Genomic DNA, 23,904 nt, shown 5'->3' on the forward strand with positions numbered 1-23,904 from the left:
TCAAAAACTTCAGAAAATCCGTTTCTACACTCAGAAAAGAATTATCAAATAATATTAATATAGATTAACATTTATTATGTTGAAGATTACTCAATCTTCAACATAACCTTTTTTAGAAAATATCAATTCCGTTTAGCTCTTCTCTTTGGTTTAGGATTAAAACTTCCTTTCCCTTGTAATCCTCGAAAACTTACTTGCTGAACATCATTCAATAGTTGATTTAATCTATCCGTTAAAGGGTTCATAAAATCACTATACTTCATTTCACGCTGACTAATCGCTTCGAGTTGTGACTCCCAATGAGCGGTCATATCAGGAATCACCATTTGCTTAGGTAATGTAGTAATAAGCTGACGGCCAACATCCGTAGCTCGAATTTCTTTACCTTTACGTACTAAAAATTGACGCTTAAATAATAGTTCGATAATTCCAGCTCTTGTTGCTTCTGTGCCTAATCCATCGGTATCTCTTAATACCTTTTTTATCGTTGGATCTGTTACATAACGGGCAATACCTGTCATAGCAGAAAGCAACGTAGCATCAGTAAAATACTTCGGTGGTGTCGTTTGCTTACTAATCAGATCGGCATTAATACATTGGACATGTTCACCCGTTCTAACATTCGGCAGTTTTTTAGCTGAAAAGTCATCATCACTATTTTTTGACATTGTGTTTTTCGTTGGGAATAATACTTTCCAACCATCTGATACAACTTCTTTTTGCTTTGCTATAAATAAACCGCCACTAATCTCAGTATCAACCTGCTTTTCCATATACTCAAAAGCTGGATAAAACTGCATTAAATATTGTCTAGCAACAAGTTCATAAATATTAGCTTCGGCTGACGATAAACGACTCGTATCTGATGATTTCGCCGTAGGTATAATTGCATGGTGGGCTGTCACCTTTGCATCATTCCATGCCTTACTTTTCAGAGTTAAATTTGCGTTCTCAACAGCAGTACGTAAACCTGCACACGTTGAACCAATAGCAGCAGTAACTTGTTTTACATCATTAAGATGTTCTTTCGGTAAATGACGAGAGTCAGATCGAGGGTAAGTAATTAGTTTATGACGCTCATAAAGTTGCTGACATGTATCAAGCACCGTTTGAGCACTCATGCCAAAACGTTTTGAAGCATCAATTTGTAGAGTCGATAAACTATACGGTAAAGGAGGTGCCTGCTTTTTTTTATCTTCTTTTACAGCAGTAATTTTACCTTCTTTTCCCTTTATTCGGGCTATCACATTTTCAGCTAATGCTTTAGATAAGACTCGATTATCTTCATCCATATAAGATTCACAGGCGGCGCTTGGCTTCCACTTAGCTTGATATGTTTCACCCTGTTTTGTAGTAATCGTCGCTAGCACTTCATAAAACGGCTTAGAAACAAAGTCTTCAATTTCGAGATCACGAAAAACAACCAATCCAAGAATAGGTGTTTGAACTCGCCCAATAGAAAGCACGCCACTGTAACCTGATTTTTGTCCCTGTAATGTACATAATCGAGTCATATTCATACCATAGAGCCAATCTGCACGCGCACGAGCTAAAGCAGAAGTCGCTAATGGAATAAAATCAGTATTCTTTCGTAAATTATTTAATGCTTTCTTAACAGCAACAGGGTTTAAATCACTTATTAAACATCGCTGAACAGCTTCGCGTTTTGCTTTAGAAACACCAGCATGATTAATAACTTCATCTACTAATATTTGACCAACACGATCAGGATCGCCCATATTAACCAGAACATCAGCTTCTTTAATCAACTTTTTAACTATCGTAAATTGTTTTCTGGTTTTTGGTTTTACAACCAACTTCCATTCATTAGGTATAATAGGAAGATGAGAAATGCTCCATTTCTTATATTCAGGATTATAAGCTTCAGGCTCTGCTTGCTCTAAAAGATGACCAATGCACCATGTTACAACATCACCATTACCTGCTTTTATAAAGCCATCACTTTTTTGATGTGGTTTTGGCAGTACATCAACTAATGCACGAGCTAAACTCGGTTTTTCAGCTATGAATAATCTCATTACTTCTTACCATTAATAGAACTAACTTTGTATGAAGCCAGCTCTTGTTCTAAATAGGATATTTTTTCTAACGCTTCAAATAAGGTAAACTCTAACTGAGCATTGTGGGCAACCACTTGATCGCAAAACATTTTAATCTGATCTCGTTGTTCTTTATATTTTTCCTTTAAAATTTTCTCTTTTTCTCTTTGCTCTCTGAGTTTATTAAATCGTTCATTATTAACTTTGGTTTTTCCTGTACTATCTTGTTGACGACGTAATTGAATCTTTTTTTTTGCCGTTTCAACAAAAGATGAATAGTAATAGATACCACCAGAACTCAATCCCGCTTCATCGTTAATGCGTTTTAAACTAATTCGACCATCAGACTTAGTCTTGATTGGATTACCATCTACAAGTCTCTGTAACGCTTGTTCAAGCCGAATTAAAGTTTCCTTACCTCTATCTGATTGATCTGCCATAAATATTCTTATAAAAGCGTTACGTTAATGTCATGAGTGAATTTTTTTACTATTATTTTATGTTCGTCAAAACATTTTTCCATGGACTTAATGTCATAATAAATCTTAGACAAAATATTAGGCATTTTAACGCCATGAGCAACCAGTTGTTCAAATTTATGAATAAGTAATTGGTGTCTAGATACAAGAGATAACGCTGTTTTTTTCGTTATAACTTCATATTTACATTCAGGCATATCACAAATACGGTTACACTGAGGATTAGTACAATGACCAACAGGAGTCTCAATAATCGACATTTGACCATTTTTCACCTGCTGAGATATTTCTTCTCTACTTAAATAAATAGATGATTTATCTTCTCCTCGCAGTGACATAATACGCTTACCTTCAATACCCGATAGCGATTCGGCTTCATTGTAAATGTAATAAAGCGTATCAGTCATAAAATCATGATTTTCCTGTGCTATATCCATTTTTAATTCTTTATCCAGCATCATATCAAAATAGCCAGCCACATTGGCTTGATTAGAATACCAAGATGTCATAGCAATATTCATATGTTTAAACTGATATTTAAGATCGAGTAATGAAGCAAGTTTATTTCTCACTAAATAAACCGCAAAAGTACGCCTAAAACAATGAGGATTAGGGATTAATACCTGACCTAATTTAAGTTCACCTTTTCTCGTTGGATTCAATAATTCAAATTCTTTAATATCTTTTGCACTGGCTACATAACCAGTAGATTTAATAAAGTTTTTTAACGACTGAGCAATTGCTTGTCTTCCTGCTGAGGCATAAGTTGCTGTTGGGCTATATGATAAGAAAAGATTATCGGCATCTCGAATCATTTTATTCTGTTCATCTATGTGAATTAATGAAGTAGCACGATCTTTCCACATTTCACGCACAAACTCATAAGCACACCAAACAAGCTCAATCGCATCTTTTACTGCTGGAATCGTCACCCAACTAGCTTTTCTAGCAACACCAGCAATATTAGCTTTTGTATGAACACCACGCAGTATTGGAACTGTTATCCCTGCATATTCCTTTTCTTGATACGAATTAAGGTTGAAAGACTTAATTTCACCATCTCTACAGCCTGTAAATCCAGCTATAACTATGTAACATGCCCCCCTAAGCCATGATAGCCATTGACCTGTTAGATCTAGTGTTACCTCTATGTCATTTAAATCGCTTTTATTTGATTTTTGAGCATATCCTCTTGCTGTAGGTACACTATATCCAGCTTTAATATTATTATTATAATCAATAAAAAATGAACGATAAACTTCACTAATTTTATTACGGTGAGGATGATATTTAGATACTACCTCTAATGCAGACTTAAAATAACATGAAGCAATATTCTCAGGTAATGCTATGGTTTGTTGCGTAATATTTGCTTCACTTGCTAATATTACAGCTAATGCATTAGCATTCTCAATTTTTCTAGTTAGAACGCCATCATCATTCAGTATTGGAAAAATAATTAGGTAGTTTCTCCATGTTTTTAACTTAATTTTCTTTTTTTTCGCTACTGATATAAAATCACGAAATCCTTTATCTGAATTCAAATAACTAAAACTATCACCGCCACATTCCGTAATACATTTTTCAAATAGAGAAAAAGCTTGAATATATTTAGTTCCAATACTTTTTTTGTTAATCAACCGATTACTATTGAATTCATTATAAATAATTTCTTTACACTTACTTTTAAAGTTTCCAGTGATATTTCTAAAATTTAAATTAACAGATTCCTTTATTATTATCCATGTGTCATCACTATAATAGCTAAAAGGATTACCTTCTGAGTCATATGAGATTATTTTTAAATTAGATTTATCATCTTCTTGATTAGTATCTAATGTTGATATGGCTACTTTTTTCATAACTAAAATAACTCCATCATTATTGTCAAATCAGTTGTATCAGACCATAATGGGTGAGGTAAAACATTATATTTTTTAACTCCAATATCGTAATTGTCACGATATTCAGATTTCAATTTTCCCAAAATAGATTCAATCGTATTTACTATTTTTGTCAAAGTATTAGTAGGTACAGTATTTATTGATGGCATAGATGACACATCTAAAATAATGTCTCTAAATGATAATAATAACCAAATATCATCAGCTTCAGCAATTACAGCATGATGTTCACAGCCAAAGCATTCAAGAAATTTATAACAAGCAACTTTACTATTACTCTTTGCTAAACCAGCTTTTATTAGACTACTTTTTAATCTCTCTGCTTTTTTTCCAAAAGGCTCTTTACACCGTAACCCATTAGAAAGAATACTTGGTTTATCTAAATTATTTTTTATAAAAAAATTCTCTCTAACTGGATCTGAAAACTGATAAGAGCTATTTTTAATTGCCTCATCTAATGGCTCACCAATAACAGTCCTTTGCCTTACATCTAAAGCTCTCGCAATAGAGAAGTTCATTTTAATAGGATCACCATTGCTATAATGCTTTGAAACTGTAACTGGTGAATTATTCAGCCCTTCTGCAACAGAAAATATACTTTCAGTCGCTCTCATAATAAGAGTGGCTTTAGTCTTTCTAAATCGTTGTGTACTGAGTAATGGTAAACCAAGTAATTTAAACGTGTTGTTCATCGTTACAGCAGCATTTGCAGGAGATGATTGCCTAATACAGCCTTTGATGATATTCGGAAATACATAATCGGATTGATTTTTGGTCACCAATTTACTTAATATTAACCAAGTTTCAAAAAACTCCTTCGATCTTTTACTAAAGCCAATATCCAATATATTTTCTTTACCTGCCTGCCTATTTTTAACAGTCTTTAATTTAAAATTTCCTCTTGATGTTTCACTGAATGATTCAGGTGTAATATCAGAAAACTTTAAGTTAATCAGAGCGGATTCATTAGCTCCTGTATAAAAACCAGTCAAATAGAAAGCTGTTTTTATTAAATCATTTTTCCATGTATCAGGACTGTTTCCTGACTGAATTTTTTTCTTCCATGAGGAGTCGGTAAAACCACCGTTAAAATTACCATTTTTCTTCAATAAACCTTTATCGAAAAGTGGGTGTAAACGAGGAATTTTATTTGCTAAAATTGATTTTCTATAGGCGTTAAATATTGTATATAACGCAACAACAATCTGTTTAATTTCGGCATCAGTATAAGGCTCTACTGGTGACGTATCATCAGATAAACACAAAAACTCATTTTTAAGATCATCAAGTAAAGCTGGATTAATTTCAAATAAAAGAGCTTTTATAGAACTTTGAATTTGCATGAGTGTTTTCCCTTTAATTCCATCTAAATAACGACTTTTTAACTCACTCACAAATAATTTAATAGACTCAGAAGAAAAAATTATCTCAATGTTTTTTTTATCACAATTTTGGATTAATGTAACAACTGCATTAAATATATTAATTTTTGTTCGAGGACTTCGCTCTATCTTAATTAAGGCAGAGTAGATATCTCTAACTTGATCCCATCGATTCATATCTATAAGGGGTTCATTCGGCTTCAAATTAAAAATAGTCCCCTGTGATTTGACTTTAACAGTAGGACAATTTTCATAGCCTAGTCGTTTAAAGTAAACAGTATGACCAAAATGCCTAAGAATCATATTCTCAACAGGTATAGAAATAACATCTATATCAGCTAATATATTAACATCTATATTTTTACGTGTTTTTTTTCCAATAAATGCCAATCAAATCACCATTAATCCTTTAAAATAATTTCCAATGCTTGCTCAAAAGTAGCATTAGCACCAATATCTTCGTTACAAAACTTCAAATAATGTAATAACGTAGTTCTTGATTTATGCCCCATAACAGATTGAATATAATCAAGAGCATCACCTTCTTTAATCCCTTTATTTAAGAGTTCTTTTAAACGACTAACAGCATAAGTTGATCGAATATTATGAAATTTATGATCGAATTGCGGAATACTATTTCTTACAGTATTACGAACTTCTCCCCATCGAGCATTAAAAGTGTGAGGAGCATAATAATGTCCAGTTTGAGTAATTAATAATGGAGGGTTATCCATTTCATCAGGATAATTTAATTCAAATAATTTACGACGTTTAATATATCTATTTGAATTTATATATTTATGTAAGTTCATCATTAATTCAGATGGCATCTCAATTGTTCTACTGCCTGAACCTTTTGTATTAACGCCAAATTTAGGTGAAATTAAAACACCATCCGTATGAATCAAATATTTACTTTTAAGTTGCTCGCTCGATGGTTTATAAACAAATTTAGCCCTAAATGTGGTCAGTTCTTCTCGTCTTAATCCTGTATACCGAGCTAAGGCTATAGTTAGTCTATATTCTTGGGAAAGCTTTACTGAAATACTCTTATCATTTTGATTTGAAATAACCTTACATTTGACACGACAGACATCATCCACTAATGCCCACTCTCTGTCACTTAAAGGAATTAATGCTCTCGATACTCCCCCAAAGCTGGTATTTTTAGGAAGATTCAATCTAATATCAGTCGTATTTACATAAATAAACTTGTCTCGCATATACTCATGATTTCCTTCCAGCCTAACTTTAGCTATTTCATAATTAAATGGTGGATTTGTAAACTGATAACCTCTAGCCAAATAAAACTTATAAAAATTCACAACAGAACCTAAATAATTATTTGCCGTGGTTCGGGCTAAATTACCACTTTTAACAGAGTCCTGAAGATGTCGGCTAAATTGATAAGTTGGTTTATGGCGAGAAATTATTGGCATTTCATCCCATTTAATATTTAATTTATCAAGAAAATAGAAATAGTGTAGAAGAGCTTGAGCTTGAGTATTAACTTGTTTTCTATATTTAGTCGATTTTAAATAAATAAGCCAATTATTAACAATCGATACTGGAGTTCCTGTATCTTCAAATAACAAAGGCATATTATTAATAATGTTTGGTTTCCCATCCCAACTAAAATTTATTTCTCCTGTATCTCGATTAATGCATCTGGTAAAAGTTTGATCTATTTTCAAACTTGGAAGAACCCATATCACATAGTCCATTTCAAAATCCTCAATAAGATTTCACACTTTTTATTGTTTTTATTGTAACAAGTGAATTCCATAGAAAGATCGTAACAGTACCCGATCGGGATCACCAGCATGTACTACAGACGTCGCTGTTTTTGCCAGTTTTTTAATAACCGCTAATTGTTGTTTAGCCGCTTGGCGGGGAATGAGTTGCCATTGCTCTGGCACAATCGGTAAGTCTTCCAAGTGCCACTTTTTATAGCGCTCGTCATAAGCATCAGGTTCAACTTGTTCTAATAAATGCCCAATACACCATGTGACAATATCGCCATTACCTACTTCAATATAGCCAGTATTATTTTTATGTGGACGAGGTAATACAGCGGCAATTGCTCGGCCTAAGCTTGGTTTTTCAGCTATATATAAGCAGCTCATGGGGATCTTTATCTGAAAGGATTAATGCTATGACTGTACCGAAAATGAATGCTAACGGCAAGATAACACTGGATATTAAACCAGTACTTGTTTAAGCGGCAATGCTTTTGTGCAACTGATCTTGAAAGATCATCAATGGTTAATGTAATGATCGCTAACAAAAAAAGCCAAACGCATCATATTATATTAATAGATGTGTTTGGCTTTTTATCAAATCGGTTTATAGCAAATAAACTAGCGAGCAGCTAACCAATCTTGTACTTGGTGGTAATCACCTCTAAATACGATACGATCAGCTTTTTTGCTTAATTGGTAAGTATACATAGGATCATAATACTCTTCTAACAAGGGTGCTAACCAAGTATCATGCTCAGTTAATGACCCGTTAGATTGCATCATTTTCACTGCATGTTGTTGTGATTTAAGCATCACTTCATAACGTTCAAGGCCTAAACGCTTACGAATATTAAACATGCCTTTTTCTAAATACTCAGCAAATAAAATCCAACCTTGTTCCTCACCGTAATGAGCCACATAATCACGTTGCATTTTAACGACATAATCATCTAATAAACGCGCTAGACGCACATCGACAGGATCTTCAATAACGGCAATATCAGCGTCTTGCATCGCGCGATTGATCGATAAAGGAACAGTGGCACAACCAATGTTTTTACCTTCATCTTCAAACACAAAATGTTCAATACCACGGTCTAATTTCTTAACCATTTGTACGGCAAGATCATTCTCAAATGCAATCTGAGTTCGCTGTGGTGTGACATAACGACCAAACGATGAACCACGGTGATGTGCCGCACCTTCAAGATCAAGACCATTAGCCAATACATTAACCATAATAGTCTTACCGCTGCCCGTATTACCGGCAACAATTGACATTGGTTTAGCAGCAACATCTTCAATCGTATCAAGTAAATAACGACGTAATGCTTTATAGCCACCAGTAATAAACGGATAATCAATACCCGCTTCTTTTAGCCATTGCTGAGTAATTTGAGAACGTAAACCACCACGGAAACAATAAAGGTAACCGTTTGGATTGGCTTCACAAAATGCTTTCCATTGCGCTACACGTTCTGCTTTAACATCACCATTAACTAACTTATGACCAAGCGCTATTGCCGCATCTTGACCTTTATTTTTGTAACACGTACCAACAGCTGCACGTTCGTCATCCGTCATTAACGGACGACTATGAGAGGTTGGAAATGCACCTTGAGTAAATTCAACAGGTGCTCGCATATCCATTAATGGTGTGTCGTTCAAAAACAGATGACGGAAATCTTCGCAATTGGGACGCGACATTAGCAAACCTCAATAAAGATATCGCTATCCATCGGTACAAGTTCACCAATAGCTTCCAGCAAGATGTTATGTTTTTTAGCAATCGCTTTTACTTCAGCTTCGCTACTTGGATCAACGGCTAACAGTAAGCCACCTGATGTTTGAGGATCACATAATAGTGCTTTTTGTTGATCCGTCATTTGACCCACTTTATGGCCGTAGCTCATAAAGTTACGCTCAGTACCACCAGGAACACAACCTTGCGCGATGTAATCATATACACCCGGTAATGTTGGAATTTTATCAAACCAAAGTTTTGCTTTTAGGTTGCTGCCTTCACAAATCTCAGTTAAGTGACCCATTAAACCAAAACCCGTTACATCTGTTAGTGCTTTTACGCCTTCAACATCAGCAAAGTCTGCGCCAGGTTTATTTAGCTTACACATCCAATCGCGTGCCAAACCTTTATGCTCATCAGCCAACTTAGATTGTTTTTCAGCTGTTGTTAATACGCCGATACCTAATGGCTTAGTTAAGAATAAATGACAACCTGCTTCTGCACTGTCATTACGCTTAACACGATCAGTACTAACTAATCCTGTTACAGCAAGACCGAAAATTGGCTCAGGAGCATCAATAGAGTGACCACCAGCAAGAGAAATACCTGCTTCGCGACACACTGAACGGCCACCATCAATCACTTTTTGCGCAATTTCAGGCGATAATACGTTTACAGGCCAACCTAAAATAGCGATCGCCATAATAGGTTTACCGCCCATCGCGTAAATATCACTGATTGCGTTAGTGGCAGCAATGCGACCAAAATCAAATGGGTCATCAACGATTGGCATAAAGAAATCAGTAGTACTGATCACGGCTTGACCATTACCGATATCATAAACAGCAGCGTCATCTTTACTTTCATTGCCGACCAATAAATTAGGATCAGCAAAAGGAGCTAATTGAGTACGCAGAATAGTATCAAGTACTTGGGGAGAAATTTTACAACCACATCCGGCACCGTGGCTGTATTGTGTTAGGCGAACATTTTCCATGACACGCTCCAAAATATAGAAAGAATTAGCGATTCTACTCTAGCCCTCGACAACTGTCATCTTTCCACCCCAAAAGCCGCTATTTTCTATTAAAACAAAGTACCATTAACCACAATGACCATTAATTAATAGTAAAAAAGGTGATGCTGTTCACGGTATTTCACCATGAAACAGCTATCACCTTCCATTTTTACAGCCTAAGTCACATCAATTACAGCTAAAATGTGGGTTAGCGTTATATCCGTTATTATAAATACTCAACGTATTGAGCAAGATCGCGCTCATGAACTTTTGCTTCACGGCAACCAATTGAACCTAGATATAAAAAGCCGACAATCATGTCTTCGCCAGTCAGCCCTAATGCTTCACGAACGACGGGATGATATGCCCAAGAGCCTGTACGCCAAAAACCAGAATACCCTTGTGCGACCGCTGCCATTTGCATCGCTTGTGCAGCACAACCCGCAGACAAGTGTTGTTCTATGACAGGTACTTTATGACCAGAGGTCACTTTACTGACAACAGTGATCACCATTGGCGCCCGAAAAGGGGCTTTTGATGCTTTTTCAATCACAAAATCATCAAGATGATCCGCTTTCGCCGCCGCAACAAGAATGTTTGCCAGCTTGGTTAACCCTTCACCTTGAGAAACAATAAAACGCCACGGTGTTAAGCCACCATGATCAGGAGCACGTAATCCAGCACGAAAGATATTCTCAAGAACGTCTCCTGCTGGTGCTGGCTCAACTAATTTTGGTAATGAGCGACGATTAAGCAGAAGTGATAGCGCGTCCATAACAACCTCAAAATGAAAATAATTATTGTTTCTCATATAATAAGGCAGTTAAAGTGCCGAATACAAGCCATGGTGATTATAACTTCGCGGCTAATTCAACCCCTTGACGGATCACCCGTTTTGCATCCACTTCCCCTGCATCTTCTGCGCCACCAATTACATGTACCGATACCCCTTGCCGCGTTAATTGTTGCGATAAATTATCGACAGAAGTTTGGCCAGTACAAATAACAATATTATCGACGGCTAATATCTGCGGTTGCCCATCAATAACAAGGTGCAAGCCTTCATTATCAATCGCTTGATAGTGCACTCCCGCCCATAATTTTACGCCACGTTTTTCTAATGTACGGCGGTGGATCCACCCCGTTGTGCGCCCAGGGCCTTTACCTACTTTTCCTTGTCGGCGTTGTAATAACCACACTTGGCGAGGGCTAATATAATCATCACTCGGTAGCAAGCCGCCGCTATAACGTAAATTTTTATCAATATCCCATTCACTTAACCAACTATCAAGATCATGCTCAGCAGGTTCCGTTAGCATAGTGGCGACATCAACCCCAATGCCACCCGCACCAATGATAGCGACTTTTTCCCCCAGCACTCTCTGCTGACTAATCAGGGTTTGATAATCAATCACTTTAGGATGATCAATCCCCGTAATGGGTGGAATATTCGGTTGCACGCCAGTGGCAATAATAACGTCATCATAATCAAGTAATTGTTCTGCTTTTGCTTCAACCCCTAACCATACTACAACGCCGGTTTGTTCTAAGCGCCGAGTAAAATAGCGGATGGTTTCTTTAAATTCTTCTTTACCGGGGATCTGCATCGCTAAATTAAATTGACCGCCAACATGATCATTTTTTTCAAACAGATCGACCTTAAACCCGCGTTCTGCCGCAGCAACGGCACACGCCATCCCCGCAGGACCGCCACCAACCACAGCTACTTTCCGTGCTGTAGCCACCGCCGTTAATACCAATTCTGTCTCATAACAAGCTTGAGGGTTAACTAAACAACTGGCGCGTTTACCGACAAAAACATGATCCAAACAAGCCTGATTACAGCCAATACAGGTATTAATATCATCAGCGCGATTTTGCTCAGCTTTTAAGACAAATTCAGGATCCGCTAAAAATGGCCTCGCCATTGACACCATATCCGCTTGTCCCTGAGCCAAAATATCTTCGGCCACTTGCGGAGTATTAATTCGATTACAGGTCACGATCGGAATCGAAACTTGCTGTTTAATTTTTTCAGTGACCCAAGCAAATGCAGCCCGTGGTACTTGGGTCGCAATGGTAGGAATTCGCGCTTCGTGCCAGCCAATACCGGTATTTAAAATAGTGACGCCCGCCGCTTCTAATTCAAGTGCTAACTGCACCACCTCATCATACGTACTTCCTTGTTCGACTAAATCCAACATCGATAATCGAAAGATAATAATAAAATCATCACCAACACGCGCCCGTACTGCTCGAACAATTTCAATGGCAAAACGAATTCGATTATCATAACTGCCCCCCCAGTCATCGTAACGTTGGTTTGAGCGCTGACAAATAAACTGATGAATGAGATAGCCTTCAGAGCCCATTAACTCAACCCCGTCATAACCAGCTTCACGCGCAAGTTCGGCACTGTGCGCAAAATCATTAATGGTATTGTTAATTTGACGATGACTCATTTTACTGGGGGGGAATTTAGAGATAGGAGAACGAATCACAGAGGCACTGACTGCAAACGGTGACATTGCATAGCGTCCAGCATGCAATAACTGCAACGCAATCTTCCCTCCTTGTTGATGTACAGAAGCAGTGATATGACGATGTTTACGCACATGGCGATGATTACTAAATTCGGCACTTAATGGATGTAATCGACCACGAAAATTAGGCGAAAAACCGCCCGTAACAATAAGTCCAACTCCCGCCTTGGCTCTAATAGCATAAAACGTAGCAAGTTTATGAAAACCACCTCGCTCATCTTCTAATCCAGTATGCATTGATCCCATTAATACTCGATTACGTAATTGAGTAAAACCAAGATCCAGCGGTGCCAATAAAAAAGGGAATATTTTAGCATCCATAAACGGCTCCTAATTATCATGGTCAGACCAGTATATTTTAATTTAGATGACGACATCAATCATAATTAACAAAAAAGCAACATTTACATGATACATCTCACTATTTATAATCAAACACATACGTTTATTTTACGATCACTAATAATTACACTGTAAAAACACTGTAATTAAACAGTGACTACGCTACGATACTGCTATCATCATTATCAGGAATTTTCATGAAAGCTATATTCTCAAGGATTGGAAAATTCTTCCTCGCTATCGGGAAGTTGATTAACTTTACTCGCAAATTTGTCCTTAACATTTTGTTCGTTCTTATTATTGGCGCGATAATTTTTGCATTAACCGATGACGACAAAACCACTGATGACACCGAGCCATCAGCATTAGTACTCAACCTAGCAGGTCCGATTGTTGAACAAAAAAACTATGACAATCCCCTTGATAGCGTAATGAGTGAAGCGCTAGGTAAACCTGATGTACAACAAAATGTACTGTTTGATGTTGTTGAGACCATTCGTGCAGCCGCAACAGATAATGACATCACGGGTTTAGTGCTTAACCTGAAAGGTATGTCTGAAACCAGCCTAACTAAACTGCGTTATATCGCAAAAGCCATTGAAGAATTTAAAGCCGCAGGCAAACCTGTTTATGCTTATGGCGATAATTACAGCCAAAGCCAATACTACCTCGCCAGTTACGCGAATAAAGTATTTTTATCACCTGATGGTGGCGTAATGCTAACAGGTTATGGCACTTACACTTTGTATTATAAAAGCTTACTGGCTAAGCTAGATGTAACTACGCATGTGTTCCGCGTGGGTACTTATAAGTCATTCGTTGAACCTTATATTCGTGATGGCATGTCAGCCGCAGCCAAAGAAGCTAATACGGTATGGTTAACCCAGTTATGGGGCGCATTCAGTGACGATGTCGCGAAGAACCGTAAAATAAAACCTCAAACATTAACACCCAATATCGATAAGTTTGTTACTCAACTAAAATCAGTCAATGGTGATTTTGCTCAATTAAGCAAAAAATTAGGCTTAGTTGACTCACTCGTCACGCGTGATCAAATGAATCAATATTTAATCGACACCTTTGGCGCTAATGATAAACATAGCTTTAAGCACATTAACTATTACGATTACCAACACTTGCTCGTTGATAATCAAAAGCCTTCTCCTAACAAAGTCGCGGTTATTATCGTAAGTGGCGCGATTGTAGACGGTCAAAGTAGTCAAGGTTCTGCTGGCGGTGACACCATTGCCTCACTCTTAAACAAAGCTCGCTTTGACAAACAAGTAAAATCCGTGATCTTGCGTGTTGATAGCCCAGGAGGCAGTGCGTTTGCCTCAGAGATTATTCGTAATCAAGTTGATGCACTCAAAAGAGCAGGCAAACCTGTTGTTGTATCAATGTCGAGTGTAGCGGCATCGGGCGGTTATTGGATTTCATCCAGTGCTGACGAGATCATTGCTCAGCCAACAACGATCACTGGCTCTATTGGTATCTTTGCAATCTTAACCACCTTTGAAAAAGGCTTAGAAAAACTAGGGGTCTACAGTGATGGGGTTGGTACTACGCCATTCTCTGGTGTCGGTGTCACTCGCGCTCTGCCTGATGGTGTCGCAAAAGTATTCCAACTAGGGGTTGATAATGGCTACCAACGTTTTATTGGCCTAGTCAGTAAATACCGTCATATGTCATTAGCGCAAGCAGATAAAATTGCTCAAGGCCGCGTATGGACAGGTACCGATGCACAGCAACGTGGTTTAGTCGATAAATTAGGTGATTTCGACACTGCCATTACAGCGGCAGTAGAGTTAGCAAAAGTAAAAGATTATCAATTAATATGGATGCAACAACCGCTCTCCCCTGTACAACAATTCTTTAAAGAACTGTCTGGTGAGGTGAAGGTTCAAATGGCAAGCATGATATTAGGAGATATGCCGTCTACCTTAGCGCCCGTCACTAAAGTGGCTAAAGATCTCACGTCATTAACGAACTTTAACGATCCTAATGGTCGTTATGCCTTCTGCTTAAATTGCAGCACCGTTAATTAATAAACATCAAAATAATACGCTACCCGGCCAGTATTGGTCGGGTTTTTTAATAAAATCACACCGTAATATCTCTTTTTACTAATAGTTAATTATACTGGTATTATGTAATTAATCAGTGCACTCCACTGCGATCACATTTTAACTCATACAATCACACTACAAATCTAACTAACCTCGCATCTTCATACAGTTTGCGTATAATACGCGCACTCATTCGTTCATTCTGAGCTTAAACATGGAAAGAAAACACATTTACATCGCTTACACTGGCGGTACTATTGGTATGCAAAAGTCAGATCATGGCTATGTTCCTGTTGCTGGTTTTATGCAGCAACAATTGGCAAGCATGCCAGAATTCCATCGTTCAGAAATGCCAGAATTCACAATCAATGAGTACGATCCACTCATCGATTCATCAGACATGACACCAATGGATTGGCAACGAATTGCTGATGATATTAAAGCTAATTATGATAAATATGATGGTTTTGTGATTTTACATGGTACCGACACCATGGCTTACACCGCATCAGCATTATCATTTATGTTTGAAAACTTAGACAAACCTGTGATTGTTACCGGTTCACAAATTCCACTGGTTGAATTACGTTCTGATGGTCAAAGTAACCTATTAAATGCACTTCACATTGCGGCTAATTATCCAATCAATGAAGTAACCGTATTTTTCAATAATCAATTAATTCGTGGTAATCGTAGTACTAAAGCGCATGCCGATGGTTTTGGTGCTTTTATTTCACCAAATTTACCACCGCTGTTAGAAGCTGGAATTAATATTACGGTTAACAATATTACTCAAATAGATAAAAAACCAGATGGTGCATTTAAAGTTCACACCATTACCCCACAACCTATCGGGGTTATTACTATGTACCCTGGCATTTCACCTGAAGTGATCCGTAATACGTTACGTCAGCCCGTCAATGCGATGATACTACTGACATTTGGCGTAGGTAATGCACCACAAAATAAAGAATTACTTGAACAACTAAAAGCAGCAACCGATCGCGGTGTTATTGTGATGAACCTTACCCAATGTCTATCAGGTAAAGTGAATATGGGTGGGTATGCAACAGGCTGTGCTCTGGCTGAAGCGGGTGTCTTAAGTGGTTATGATATGACCCCTGAAGCGGCATTGGCTAAATTACATTATTTATTAAGTCAAGATCTTACCATGGAAGCAGTTCGTAGCCTGATGCAACAAGATCTACGTGGCGAATTAACCCATTAATCGATAATCAATCTTTTGATTACTGATAGCAAAAAAAGAGCCCAATGGCTCTTTTTTTGATCATGCAAAATTAACCATTATTGATTCTGCGGTTATTTCGCATTCGATGATCAAACTGGATCCATGATCTTGCTGGTTTAATTAATATGGTAATTACAACTGATCATGATCAAAACGAGCAATGTCATCAACGGTAAAGTCACGTTTAAATTCAACTTTTGATTTAAGTTTGATCTCACCGCCCACCGCTACCGTCATATGCTCAGCATCAATATTATGCCGCGACTGATACAACATCACAGCCTGCATTGCGTTATCTCGTAATGATGGTGTCAATGTTGAGCCATCAAGCCATTTCCCTGTTTCTACCGCAGTTAAAATACGTTGATAAACATCAGGCGTCATTGCCGCTAATAATTGATTAATATCCATATTCCTATCCTTATTTCCCATCATTACATTATATATTTTAGTTCTATGTCAAAAAATGCACTCATTAATTATAAAACGATCACGTTAAATTAAATTACGCTCACTCTGTCATTTACAAACAAAATAATACTGCTAAATTTAACTATCGCTTTTTTATGAGTTTATCTCTTGAGCTTTATTTTATTGTTCTCACATACACTATCATGTCGTCACTTTATTAAAATGAAAGCGATAATCTTATTAACACTATTACTCAGTGGCTGTCTTGATGATTACCGTACTACTGACAGTTTATGTAACGACAACCCCAACTTATGCCAACCATTAAACCTGAATGATGGTCAATGTCGTATTCAACGCACAAACCTCATCTGGCAACGCTATGACACCTTACAAACACCAACCGATGAACATAAATTTAAAGAATTAAAAGCGACCAAAGAATATCAATTTTGTCTTGAGTATGCCGCTCGCATTGAACCGATAGAATTAAAACAACGAAAAACTAAACGTATACAAGCGCTGTATCATAGTTATGACAACATTAAACGTCTTACCCAAGAATTAGAATCATCTAAAAATCCACATATTATTTATTATCGTTGGAGCCAAGGCGATAAAATTGCAAAACAACAATTTATCGCGCTTGAAGGTGATAAAAAACTAGAGCACCCCGAGTTGCAATTAGCGCTTGCTGGTTATTATGTCAATAAAAACAAAAATAAAACGTTGAAAATATTGCACCATAGCCTCAGCCTGTATCAGGAAAAAGATTACATTAATATCAATATATTACATTCACTTTCGACGCTATATTACCAACAACACAATATGGCTGCGGCTTATGTCTGGACCGCAATTGCAACCGAACAACAACCCAATAATACAGTCAAAAAAATAACCATTAACAATCAGTTTAATTTAACCCATAACGAACGACAGCAACTAGATATCACCGCAATGAAAATAAGTGCAGCATTAAAAAGTGGGCAATATAGCCACACTGAAATTAGCGACCCATCTCAATAATTTCAACCAATACCCATCACACTAAAAAAATAATGACCTTCTACACCAACAATACGCCAAACTTAATCATGATTATTAACGGGTAAATCATCACTTGAAAATAGTAATGAAATTGAATTCACACAAAATCGCTCACCCGTTGTTGAAGGGCCATCAGGAAAAATATGTCCTAGATGACTATCACATTGAGAACAGCGTATTTCAGTTCGTACCATGCCATGGCTATCATCATTTAAATAACGAATACATTCTTTCGTAATAGAGGCATCAAAACTTGGCCAACCACAACCTGAATCATATTTATTGGAAGAATTAAATAAAGGCTGCTCACAGCAAGTACAAGAATAAATCCCAGTATCACGGTTATGTAATAAAGTGCCACTAAATGGTGCTTCAGTCGCTTGTTCACGACAGACTTGGTAAGCGTCAGTCGATAACTTGTTTCGCCAATATGCATTGTCTTTTTTATTCATTCATCGGTGCCTTTTATTAAAAATAAATTAAATCGAATAAATATATTTGCAATTTAGGTACTCTGTACCACATACTTCTTGTGCAAAAAGTCACATAAACTCAAAAATGGTTTTCTATTTTTGTAAATGTGATTAAAAGTTAACAATTACTGTGACGTTAATTTAAACAATATTTGTACAAATTACCGTCGTTGTAGTGGAAATGTAAAAATATAGGAACTTTTTTTTGACCTCAAGCAATTTAAACGATTTTTTTGCTTGCAGCCTTACAAAGGTTTCTGTAATTTTACCACCAGTTATATTTCATTAGAAATTAAGTTGTGGAGCAAACTGTAATGACAATTAAAGTAGGTATTAACGGTTTTGGCCGTATCGGTCGTTTTGTTTTCCGTGCAGCGCAAGAGCGCACTGACATCGAAGTTGTTGGTATCAACGACCTAATCGACGTTGAATACATGGCATACATGCTTAAGTACGACTCAACTCACGGCCGTTTTAACGGTACTGTTGAAGTTGAAGGCGGTAACTTAATCGTTAATGGTAAAACTGTACGTGTAACTGCTGAGCGTAACCCTGAAGATCTTAAATGGGATGCTATCAACGTTGACGTAGTTGCTGAAGCTACTGGCCTGTTCCTAACAGACGAGACTGCACGTAAGCACATCACAGCTGGCGCTAAGAAAGTTGTTCTAACTGGCCCATCTAAAGATGCAACTCCTATGTTCGTAATGGGTGTTAACGATTCAACTTACGCTGGTCAAGATATCGTTTCTAACGCTTCTTGTACTACTAACTGTCTAGCGCCTATCGCTAAAGTTCTTAACGACAACTTCGGTATCGTTTCTGGTCTTATGACAACAGTTCACGCAACTACAGCAACTCAAAAAACTGTAGATGGTCCTTCAGCTAAAGACTGGCGTGGTGGTCGTGGTGCTTCTCAAAACATCATCCCATCATCAACTGGTGCTGCTAAAGCAGTAGGCGTTGTTCTTCCAGAAATCAACGGCAAACTAACTGGTATGGCTTTCCGCGTACCAACTGCTAACGTTTCTGTAGTTGACCTAACAGTTAACCTAGAAAAAGGCGCATCTTACGCAGCTATCTGTGCTGCAATGAAAGAAGCTTCTGAAGGTTCTCTAAAAGGTGTTCTTGGTTACACTGAAGATGCAGTTGTTTCTACTGACTTCAACGGCGACACTCGCACTTCAATCTTTGATGCTGCAGCTGGTATCGCACTTAACGATAACTTCGTTAAAGTTGTATCTTGGTACGACAACGAAATCGGCTACTCAAACAAAGTTCTAGACCTAATCGCTCACATCTCTAAGTAATGTAAGCAATTAGCTGACTTTCTTTGAAAGCAGATAGTAAGAGGCGACGCTTAAGGGTGTCGCCTTTTTTATACCTAAAAAACACTAATAGCCGATCAAGTATAGCGCTAAAAGCATTTTATTTCTTATCCCAAATAAGCCGTGTACTTATCATCTATAACGTATGAAATATTCAGATCAAATACGTTACAAAAATAACAAATAAATTTTAATATTCTTTGATATTTTAAAACGAAAAATAAGTTTCCATTGTTTATATTTTTGAACTGAATCTACTCGAAAATATAGAAATGGGCGCTTTCGCCACCTAACATTTAAGGAAAAGAAGATGGATTTACGTCAACTTTCAATAATTAATGCATTATCTGATGCTGTTACTGTCTGTGAATACCAAGGTATTAAAATTATCCGCATTATTCACCCAATGGTAGAAGCCGGTATTTCTCTTCATGGTGGTCATCTACTTTGGTTTAAACCGACAGGTGAAAAAGACGTAATTTGGTTAAGTGAAAATGCTGAATTTGATCTAACCAAAGCCGTTCGAGGTGGTATTCCTGTTTGTTGGCCATGGTTTGGTAAAGCAGCAACCCCTTCACATGGCTTTGCTCGTACCAGTGAATGGTCATTGTCTCAGCACCGAGAAAATGAGAATGGGGTTATTGTTACTTTAACTCTTGAAGATAACCAAGATACACGTGAAATTTGGCCACATAAATTCCATAACCAAATGACATTTGAAATGAATGCCGAACTGAATGTGAGTTTGACATCAACCAATACAGATACTCAACCGTGGTCATTTGGCGGTGCGCTACATACTTATTTTAATATTGCAGATATCAATAATGTTTCAATTACGGGTATGGGTCACGATTATTTAGATAGTACCCAAATGGGGAAAGTGTGCCAAGGAAGTGATGTATTAACTTTCAGCGCAGAAACGGATCGTGTTTATACTCATCCTCAACCAACAATTATGATTGATGACAAAAATAACCAACGTACGATTACAGTGACGAATGACGGTGATAATGCGGCAGTTATTTGGAATCCTTGGCAAGAATTATCAATAAACATGGCTGATATGGCAAACAATAGCTTTGAAACAATGGTGTGTGTTGAATCAACTATTCATACTCCAACCATGGAATTACAACCTGGACAAACACATACATTATCAACACGTATTGCGGTTAACCATTAATTAATAGTAATTCGTTATACATCACTAGCAAGCACTTGATCTTGCTAGTGATTTCATGCAAGCATCGTACCTGTTGATTCAATCAATACCCAGCCATTACCATCAGGATCATTAAAGGTCGCAAATCGCCCTTCCATCATGGTAATAATTTCAGATAATGCCACCCCACGACTACTAAGCTCTTGATATGTAGATTGAATATCATGAGTTTGAACCACTAAACCTTGTACCCCTCCTGCTTCCATTCCAGCAAAAGGCTTTACTAAACTGATCGTTGTTTCAGCACCTTTTGGTACAAGCTGCACCCACCGAGTTTGTTGACTCTCTGCATGATCCCTGATCACTTCAAAACCTAATACGTCACGATAAAATTGCAATGCTTGATTTTGATCCGTAACAGGAATTGATACCGTATCAACACGACAAATAGACATAATATCTCCCTCCATTGTTTAAATACCAACATGACTATCCATATTGAGGTTAAATCAGTCACTGATCTTTTGTGTTAAAAAGAGTGTAAAGCGCTTTAAATTCTTACAATTTATTATTTACTCTTAATTTTAAGACAAAACAAAAAATCACCCAATGACAAAAAAAACACAATAAAACTGTTATTAATCCATCATCAAAACAATTATTTTATAAATAAACAGTTAGCCAGTAATAAAAACTAACAACCTTCGTATCCACAACATTTATATCCTACTGATAAATTCGTCACTTACAAACACAAAAACAACATAGATACAATAACTTTGCAACATTTAAGCTTGCGAAACCCTATTAATTAAAGGATAGTGGTTATTGTCGGCTATTTAATAAACAAATTTATCCTATTTCGTATAAAAAAATTTATTTACCAATCAGCAATTCCGCAATACAAAGTGACAAGTTCAGACTAGGCTTAAATAAGTAAGCAATGCAAAAACACTATGTTTTTCATTCATTACTCTTAAATATAAGAACGATTCAGGGGGCATACTATGAGTATTTTTGACCACTATCGTCAGCGCTACGAAGAAGCTAAAGACGAAGAGCTTTCATTACAAGAATTCCTTGATATCTGTAAAGACGATCGTAGTTCTTACGTCAATGCAGCAGAGCGTCTTCTTATGGCTATTGGCGAGCCAGAAATGATTGATACCGCACAAGACCCGCATCTTAGCCGTTTATTTTCAAACCGCGTAATATCACGTTATGACACATTTAAAGATTTTTATGGCATGGAAGAAGCCATCGAACAAATTGTGTCTTACCTTAAACACGCAGCTCAAGGACTCGAAGAACGTAAACAAATCCTTTATTTATTAGGCCCTGTTGGTGGTGGTAAATCATCATTAGCTGAAAAACTAAAAAGTTTAATGCAAAAAATGCCTATTTATATCCTTACGGCCAATGGTGAGCGTAGTCCTGTTAACGACCACCCTTTCTGTTTATTTGATAAACAAGAAGATGGCGGATTACTTAAAGATGAATATGGCATTCCTAGTCGTTACCTTAATAGCATTATGTCACCATGGGCGGCCAAACGACTGCATGAATTCGGTGGTGATATCACTCAATTTAAAGTAATTAAAGTGCGCCCTTCAATTCTTGATCAGGTCGGTATTGCCAAAACGGAACCCGGTGATGAAAACAACCAAGATATTTCATCATTAGTCGGTAAAGTTGATATTCGCCAGCTTGAGCATTTCTCTCAAGATGATCCCGATGCGTACAGTTATTCCGGTGCCTTATGTAAAGCAAACCAAGGTTTAATGGAGTTTGTTGAGATGTTTAAAGCGCCATTAAAAGTGCTGCATCCATTATTAACAGCAACGCAAGAAGGTAACTACAACGGTACTGAAGGGCTATCAGCATTACCGTTTGACGGTATGATTTTAGCGCATTCAAACGAATCAGAGTGGCAAACATTCCGCAACAATAAAACTAACGAGGCCTTTTTAGATCGGGTCTATATCGTTAAAGTTCCTTATTGTTTACGGGTTTCAGAAGAAATGCGTATTTACGAAAAATTATTACAAAACAGTGAATTATCATCAGCACCATGTTCACCAAGCACCCTAGAGATTCTAGCGCGTTTCACTGTACTATCGCGTCTAAAAGAGCCTGAAAACTCAAGCGTATATTCAAAAATGCGTGTCTATGATGGTGAGACACTTAAAGACACCGATCCAAAAGCAAAATCATATCAAGAATACCGTGACTATGCGGGTGTTGATGAAGGTATGAATGGATTATCAACCCGTTTCGCCTTTAAGATCCTCTCACGTGTATTTAACTTTGATCATGCAGAAGTTGCTGCCAACCCTGTTCACCTATTCTATGTACTTGAACAACAAATTGAACGTGAACAATTCCCACAAGATATCGCAGAAAAATATCTAGAGCATCTCAAAGGCTTCTTAACGCCTAAATATGTTGAATTTATTGGTAAAGAAATTCAAACCGCTTATCTGGAATCTTATTCAGAATACGGTCAAAACATCTTTGATCGTTATGTAAGCTATGCTGATTTTTGGATTCAAGATCAAGAATACCGTGATCCTGATACTGGCCAATTATTTGACCGTTCAGCGCTTAATAATGAACTGGAAAAAATTGAGAAACCAGCAGGTATCAGTAATCCGAAAGACTTCCGTAATGAAATTGTTAATTTTGTCCTTCGAGCTCGAGCTAACAATGAGGGCAAAAATCCAAATTGGACTAGCTATGAAAAACTACGCACAGTAATTGAGAAAAAGATGTTCTCAAACACTGAAGAACTGTTACCGGTTATTTCCTTTAATGCGAAAACCTCAACCGACGAGCAGAAAAAGCATGATGATTTTGTCGCTCGAATGATGGAAAAAGGCTATACCCGAAAACAAGTTCGCTTATTGTCTGAATGGTACTTACGCGTACGTAAGTCGTCGTAACCAACT

Annotated in this window: 18 protein-coding genes and 1 pseudogene; 6 read left to right on the top strand and 13 right to left on the bottom strand. The window is 37.2% G+C overall.

Annotation, left to right across the window (positions count from 1 at the left end):
* Positions 1–122: 122 nt before the first annotated feature.
* The 10 genes and pseudogenes from C9J51_RS06810 to C9J51_RS06855 form a co-directional block, all read right to left on the bottom strand.
* Positions 123–2,039, bottom strand: coding sequence for a DNA topoisomerase III (locus C9J51_RS06810; RefSeq protein ID WP_045039898.1), 1,917 nt, complete (start codon positions 2,037–2,039; stop codon positions 123–125).
* Complete coding sequence (locus tag C9J51_RS06815) at positions 2,039–2,500, bottom strand: hypothetical protein (protein WP_107274925.1); 462 nt, start codon at positions 2,498–2,500, stop codon at positions 2,039–2,041. The genes C9J51_RS06810 and C9J51_RS06815 overlap by 1 nt, the downstream gene beginning before the upstream one ends.
* Positions 2,501–2,508: 8 nt before the next feature.
* Positions 2,509–4,401, bottom strand: a complete 1,893-nt coding sequence (locus C9J51_RS06820; protein ID WP_107274926.1) for a site-specific integrase — start codon at positions 4,399–4,401, stop codon at positions 2,509–2,511.
* A 2-nt stretch (positions 4,402–4,403) separates the two neighbouring features.
* Entirely contained in the window at positions 4,404–6,215 is a 1,812-nt protein-coding gene (locus tag C9J51_RS06825; protein ID WP_045039899.1) for a site-specific integrase, read from the bottom strand.
* Between the two features lie 11 nt (positions 6,216–6,226).
* A complete protein-coding gene (locus tag C9J51_RS06830; protein ID WP_045039900.1) occupies positions 6,227–7,549 on the bottom strand; it encodes a site-specific integrase in 1,323 nt (440 codons plus the stop codon).
* Between the two features lie 81 nt (positions 7,550–7,630).
* Positions 7,631–7,951: pseudogene (locus tag C9J51_RS06835) on the bottom strand (toprim domain-containing protein); the annotation flags it as partial.
* 234 nt (positions 7,952–8,185) lie between these two features.
* The gene (gene mnmH / locus C9J51_RS06840) at positions 8,186–9,274 is read right to left on the bottom strand and encodes a tRNA 2-selenouridine(34) synthase MnmH (protein ID WP_045035772.1); all 1,089 of its coding nucleotides are present in this window, start codon (positions 9,272–9,274) and stop codon (positions 8,186–8,188) included.
* Positions 9,274–10,308: a selenide, water dikinase SelD gene (selD, locus tag C9J51_RS06845; protein WP_045035771.1), complete on the bottom strand. Its 1,035-nt coding sequence runs from the start codon at positions 10,306–10,308 to the stop codon at positions 9,274–9,276. The genes mnmH and selD overlap by 1 nt, the downstream gene beginning before the upstream one ends.
* 247 nt (positions 10,309–10,555) lie before the next feature.
* A complete protein-coding gene (locus tag C9J51_RS06850) occupies positions 10,556–11,104 on the bottom strand; it encodes an NAD(P)H nitroreductase (protein WP_045039902.1) in 549 nt (182 codons plus the stop codon).
* 76 nt (positions 11,105–11,180) lie between these two features.
* Positions 11,181–13,193, bottom strand: a complete 2,013-nt coding sequence (locus tag C9J51_RS06855) for an NADPH-dependent 2,4-dienoyl-CoA reductase (protein ID WP_045039903.1) — start codon at positions 13,191–13,193, stop codon at positions 11,181–11,183.
* Positions 13,194–13,411: 218 nt separating this feature from the next.
* Between C9J51_RS06855 and sppA the strand changes: the two genes are divergently transcribed.
* Together sppA and ansA are read left to right on the top strand one after the other, a co-directional pair.
* Entirely contained in the window at positions 13,412–15,259 is a 1,848-nt protein-coding gene (sppA, locus tag C9J51_RS06860) for a signal peptide peptidase SppA (RefSeq protein ID WP_045039904.1), read from the top strand.
* A 235-nt stretch (positions 15,260–15,494) separates the two neighbouring features.
* Positions 15,495–16,508 carry an asparaginase gene (gene ansA / locus C9J51_RS06865; RefSeq protein WP_045035767.1) on the top strand — a complete coding sequence of 338 codons (1,014 nt, stop codon included), beginning with the start codon at positions 15,495–15,497 and terminating at the stop codon, positions 16,506–16,508.
* Positions 16,509–16,661: 153 nt separating this feature from the next.
* Here ansA and C9J51_RS06870 read toward each other — a convergent pair whose 3' ends face one another.
* Positions 16,662–16,940, bottom strand: coding sequence for a YeaC family protein (locus tag C9J51_RS06870; RefSeq protein ID WP_045035766.1), 279 nt, complete (start codon positions 16,938–16,940; stop codon positions 16,662–16,664).
* Between the two features lie 168 nt (positions 16,941–17,108).
* On the opposite strand from C9J51_RS06870, the gene C9J51_RS06875 reads away from it, so the two are divergent.
* The gene (locus C9J51_RS06875; protein WP_244907437.1) at positions 17,109–17,969 is read left to right on the top strand and encodes a DUF2989 domain-containing protein; all 861 of its coding nucleotides are present in this window, start codon (positions 17,109–17,111) and stop codon (positions 17,967–17,969) included.
* Between the two features lie 62 nt (positions 17,970–18,031).
* Here the strand turns inward: C9J51_RS06875 and msrB are convergent, their stop codons facing one another.
* A complete protein-coding gene (gene msrB, locus C9J51_RS06880) occupies positions 18,032–18,442 on the bottom strand; it encodes a peptide-methionine (R)-S-oxide reductase MsrB (protein ID WP_045035765.1) in 411 nt (136 codons plus the stop codon).
* 335 nt (positions 18,443–18,777) lie between these two features.
* Between msrB and gap the strand changes: the two genes are divergently transcribed.
* Positions 18,778–19,773 carry a type I glyceraldehyde-3-phosphate dehydrogenase gene (gap, locus tag C9J51_RS06885; RefSeq protein ID WP_045035764.1) on the top strand — a complete coding sequence of 332 codons (996 nt, stop codon included), beginning with the start codon at positions 18,778–18,780 and terminating at the stop codon, positions 19,771–19,773.
* A gap of 328 nt (positions 19,774–20,101) precedes the next feature.
* Positions 20,102–20,977 (top strand): D-hexose-6-phosphate mutarotase, encoded by an 876-nt coding sequence (locus tag C9J51_RS06890; RefSeq protein ID WP_045035763.1) that lies wholly within the window; start codon positions 20,102–20,104, stop codon positions 20,975–20,977.
* Positions 20,978–21,030: 53 nt separating this feature from the next.
* Here the strand turns inward: C9J51_RS06890 and C9J51_RS06895 are convergent, their stop codons facing one another.
* Positions 21,031–21,411, bottom strand: a complete 381-nt coding sequence (locus tag C9J51_RS06895) for a VOC family protein (protein WP_045035762.1) — start codon at positions 21,409–21,411, stop codon at positions 21,031–21,033.
* Positions 21,412–21,963: 552 nt separating this feature from the next.
* On the opposite strand from C9J51_RS06895, the gene C9J51_RS06900 reads away from it, so the two are divergent.
* Entirely contained in the window at positions 21,964–23,898 is a 1,935-nt protein-coding gene (locus C9J51_RS06900; protein WP_045035761.1) for a PrkA family serine protein kinase, read from the top strand.
* Positions 23,899–23,904 lie beyond the last annotated feature (6 nt).

The organism is Photobacterium iliopiscarium (assembly GCF_003026395.1).
GTDB classification, from domain to species: domain Bacteria; phylum Pseudomonadota; class Gammaproteobacteria; order Enterobacterales; family Vibrionaceae; genus Photobacterium; species Photobacterium iliopiscarium.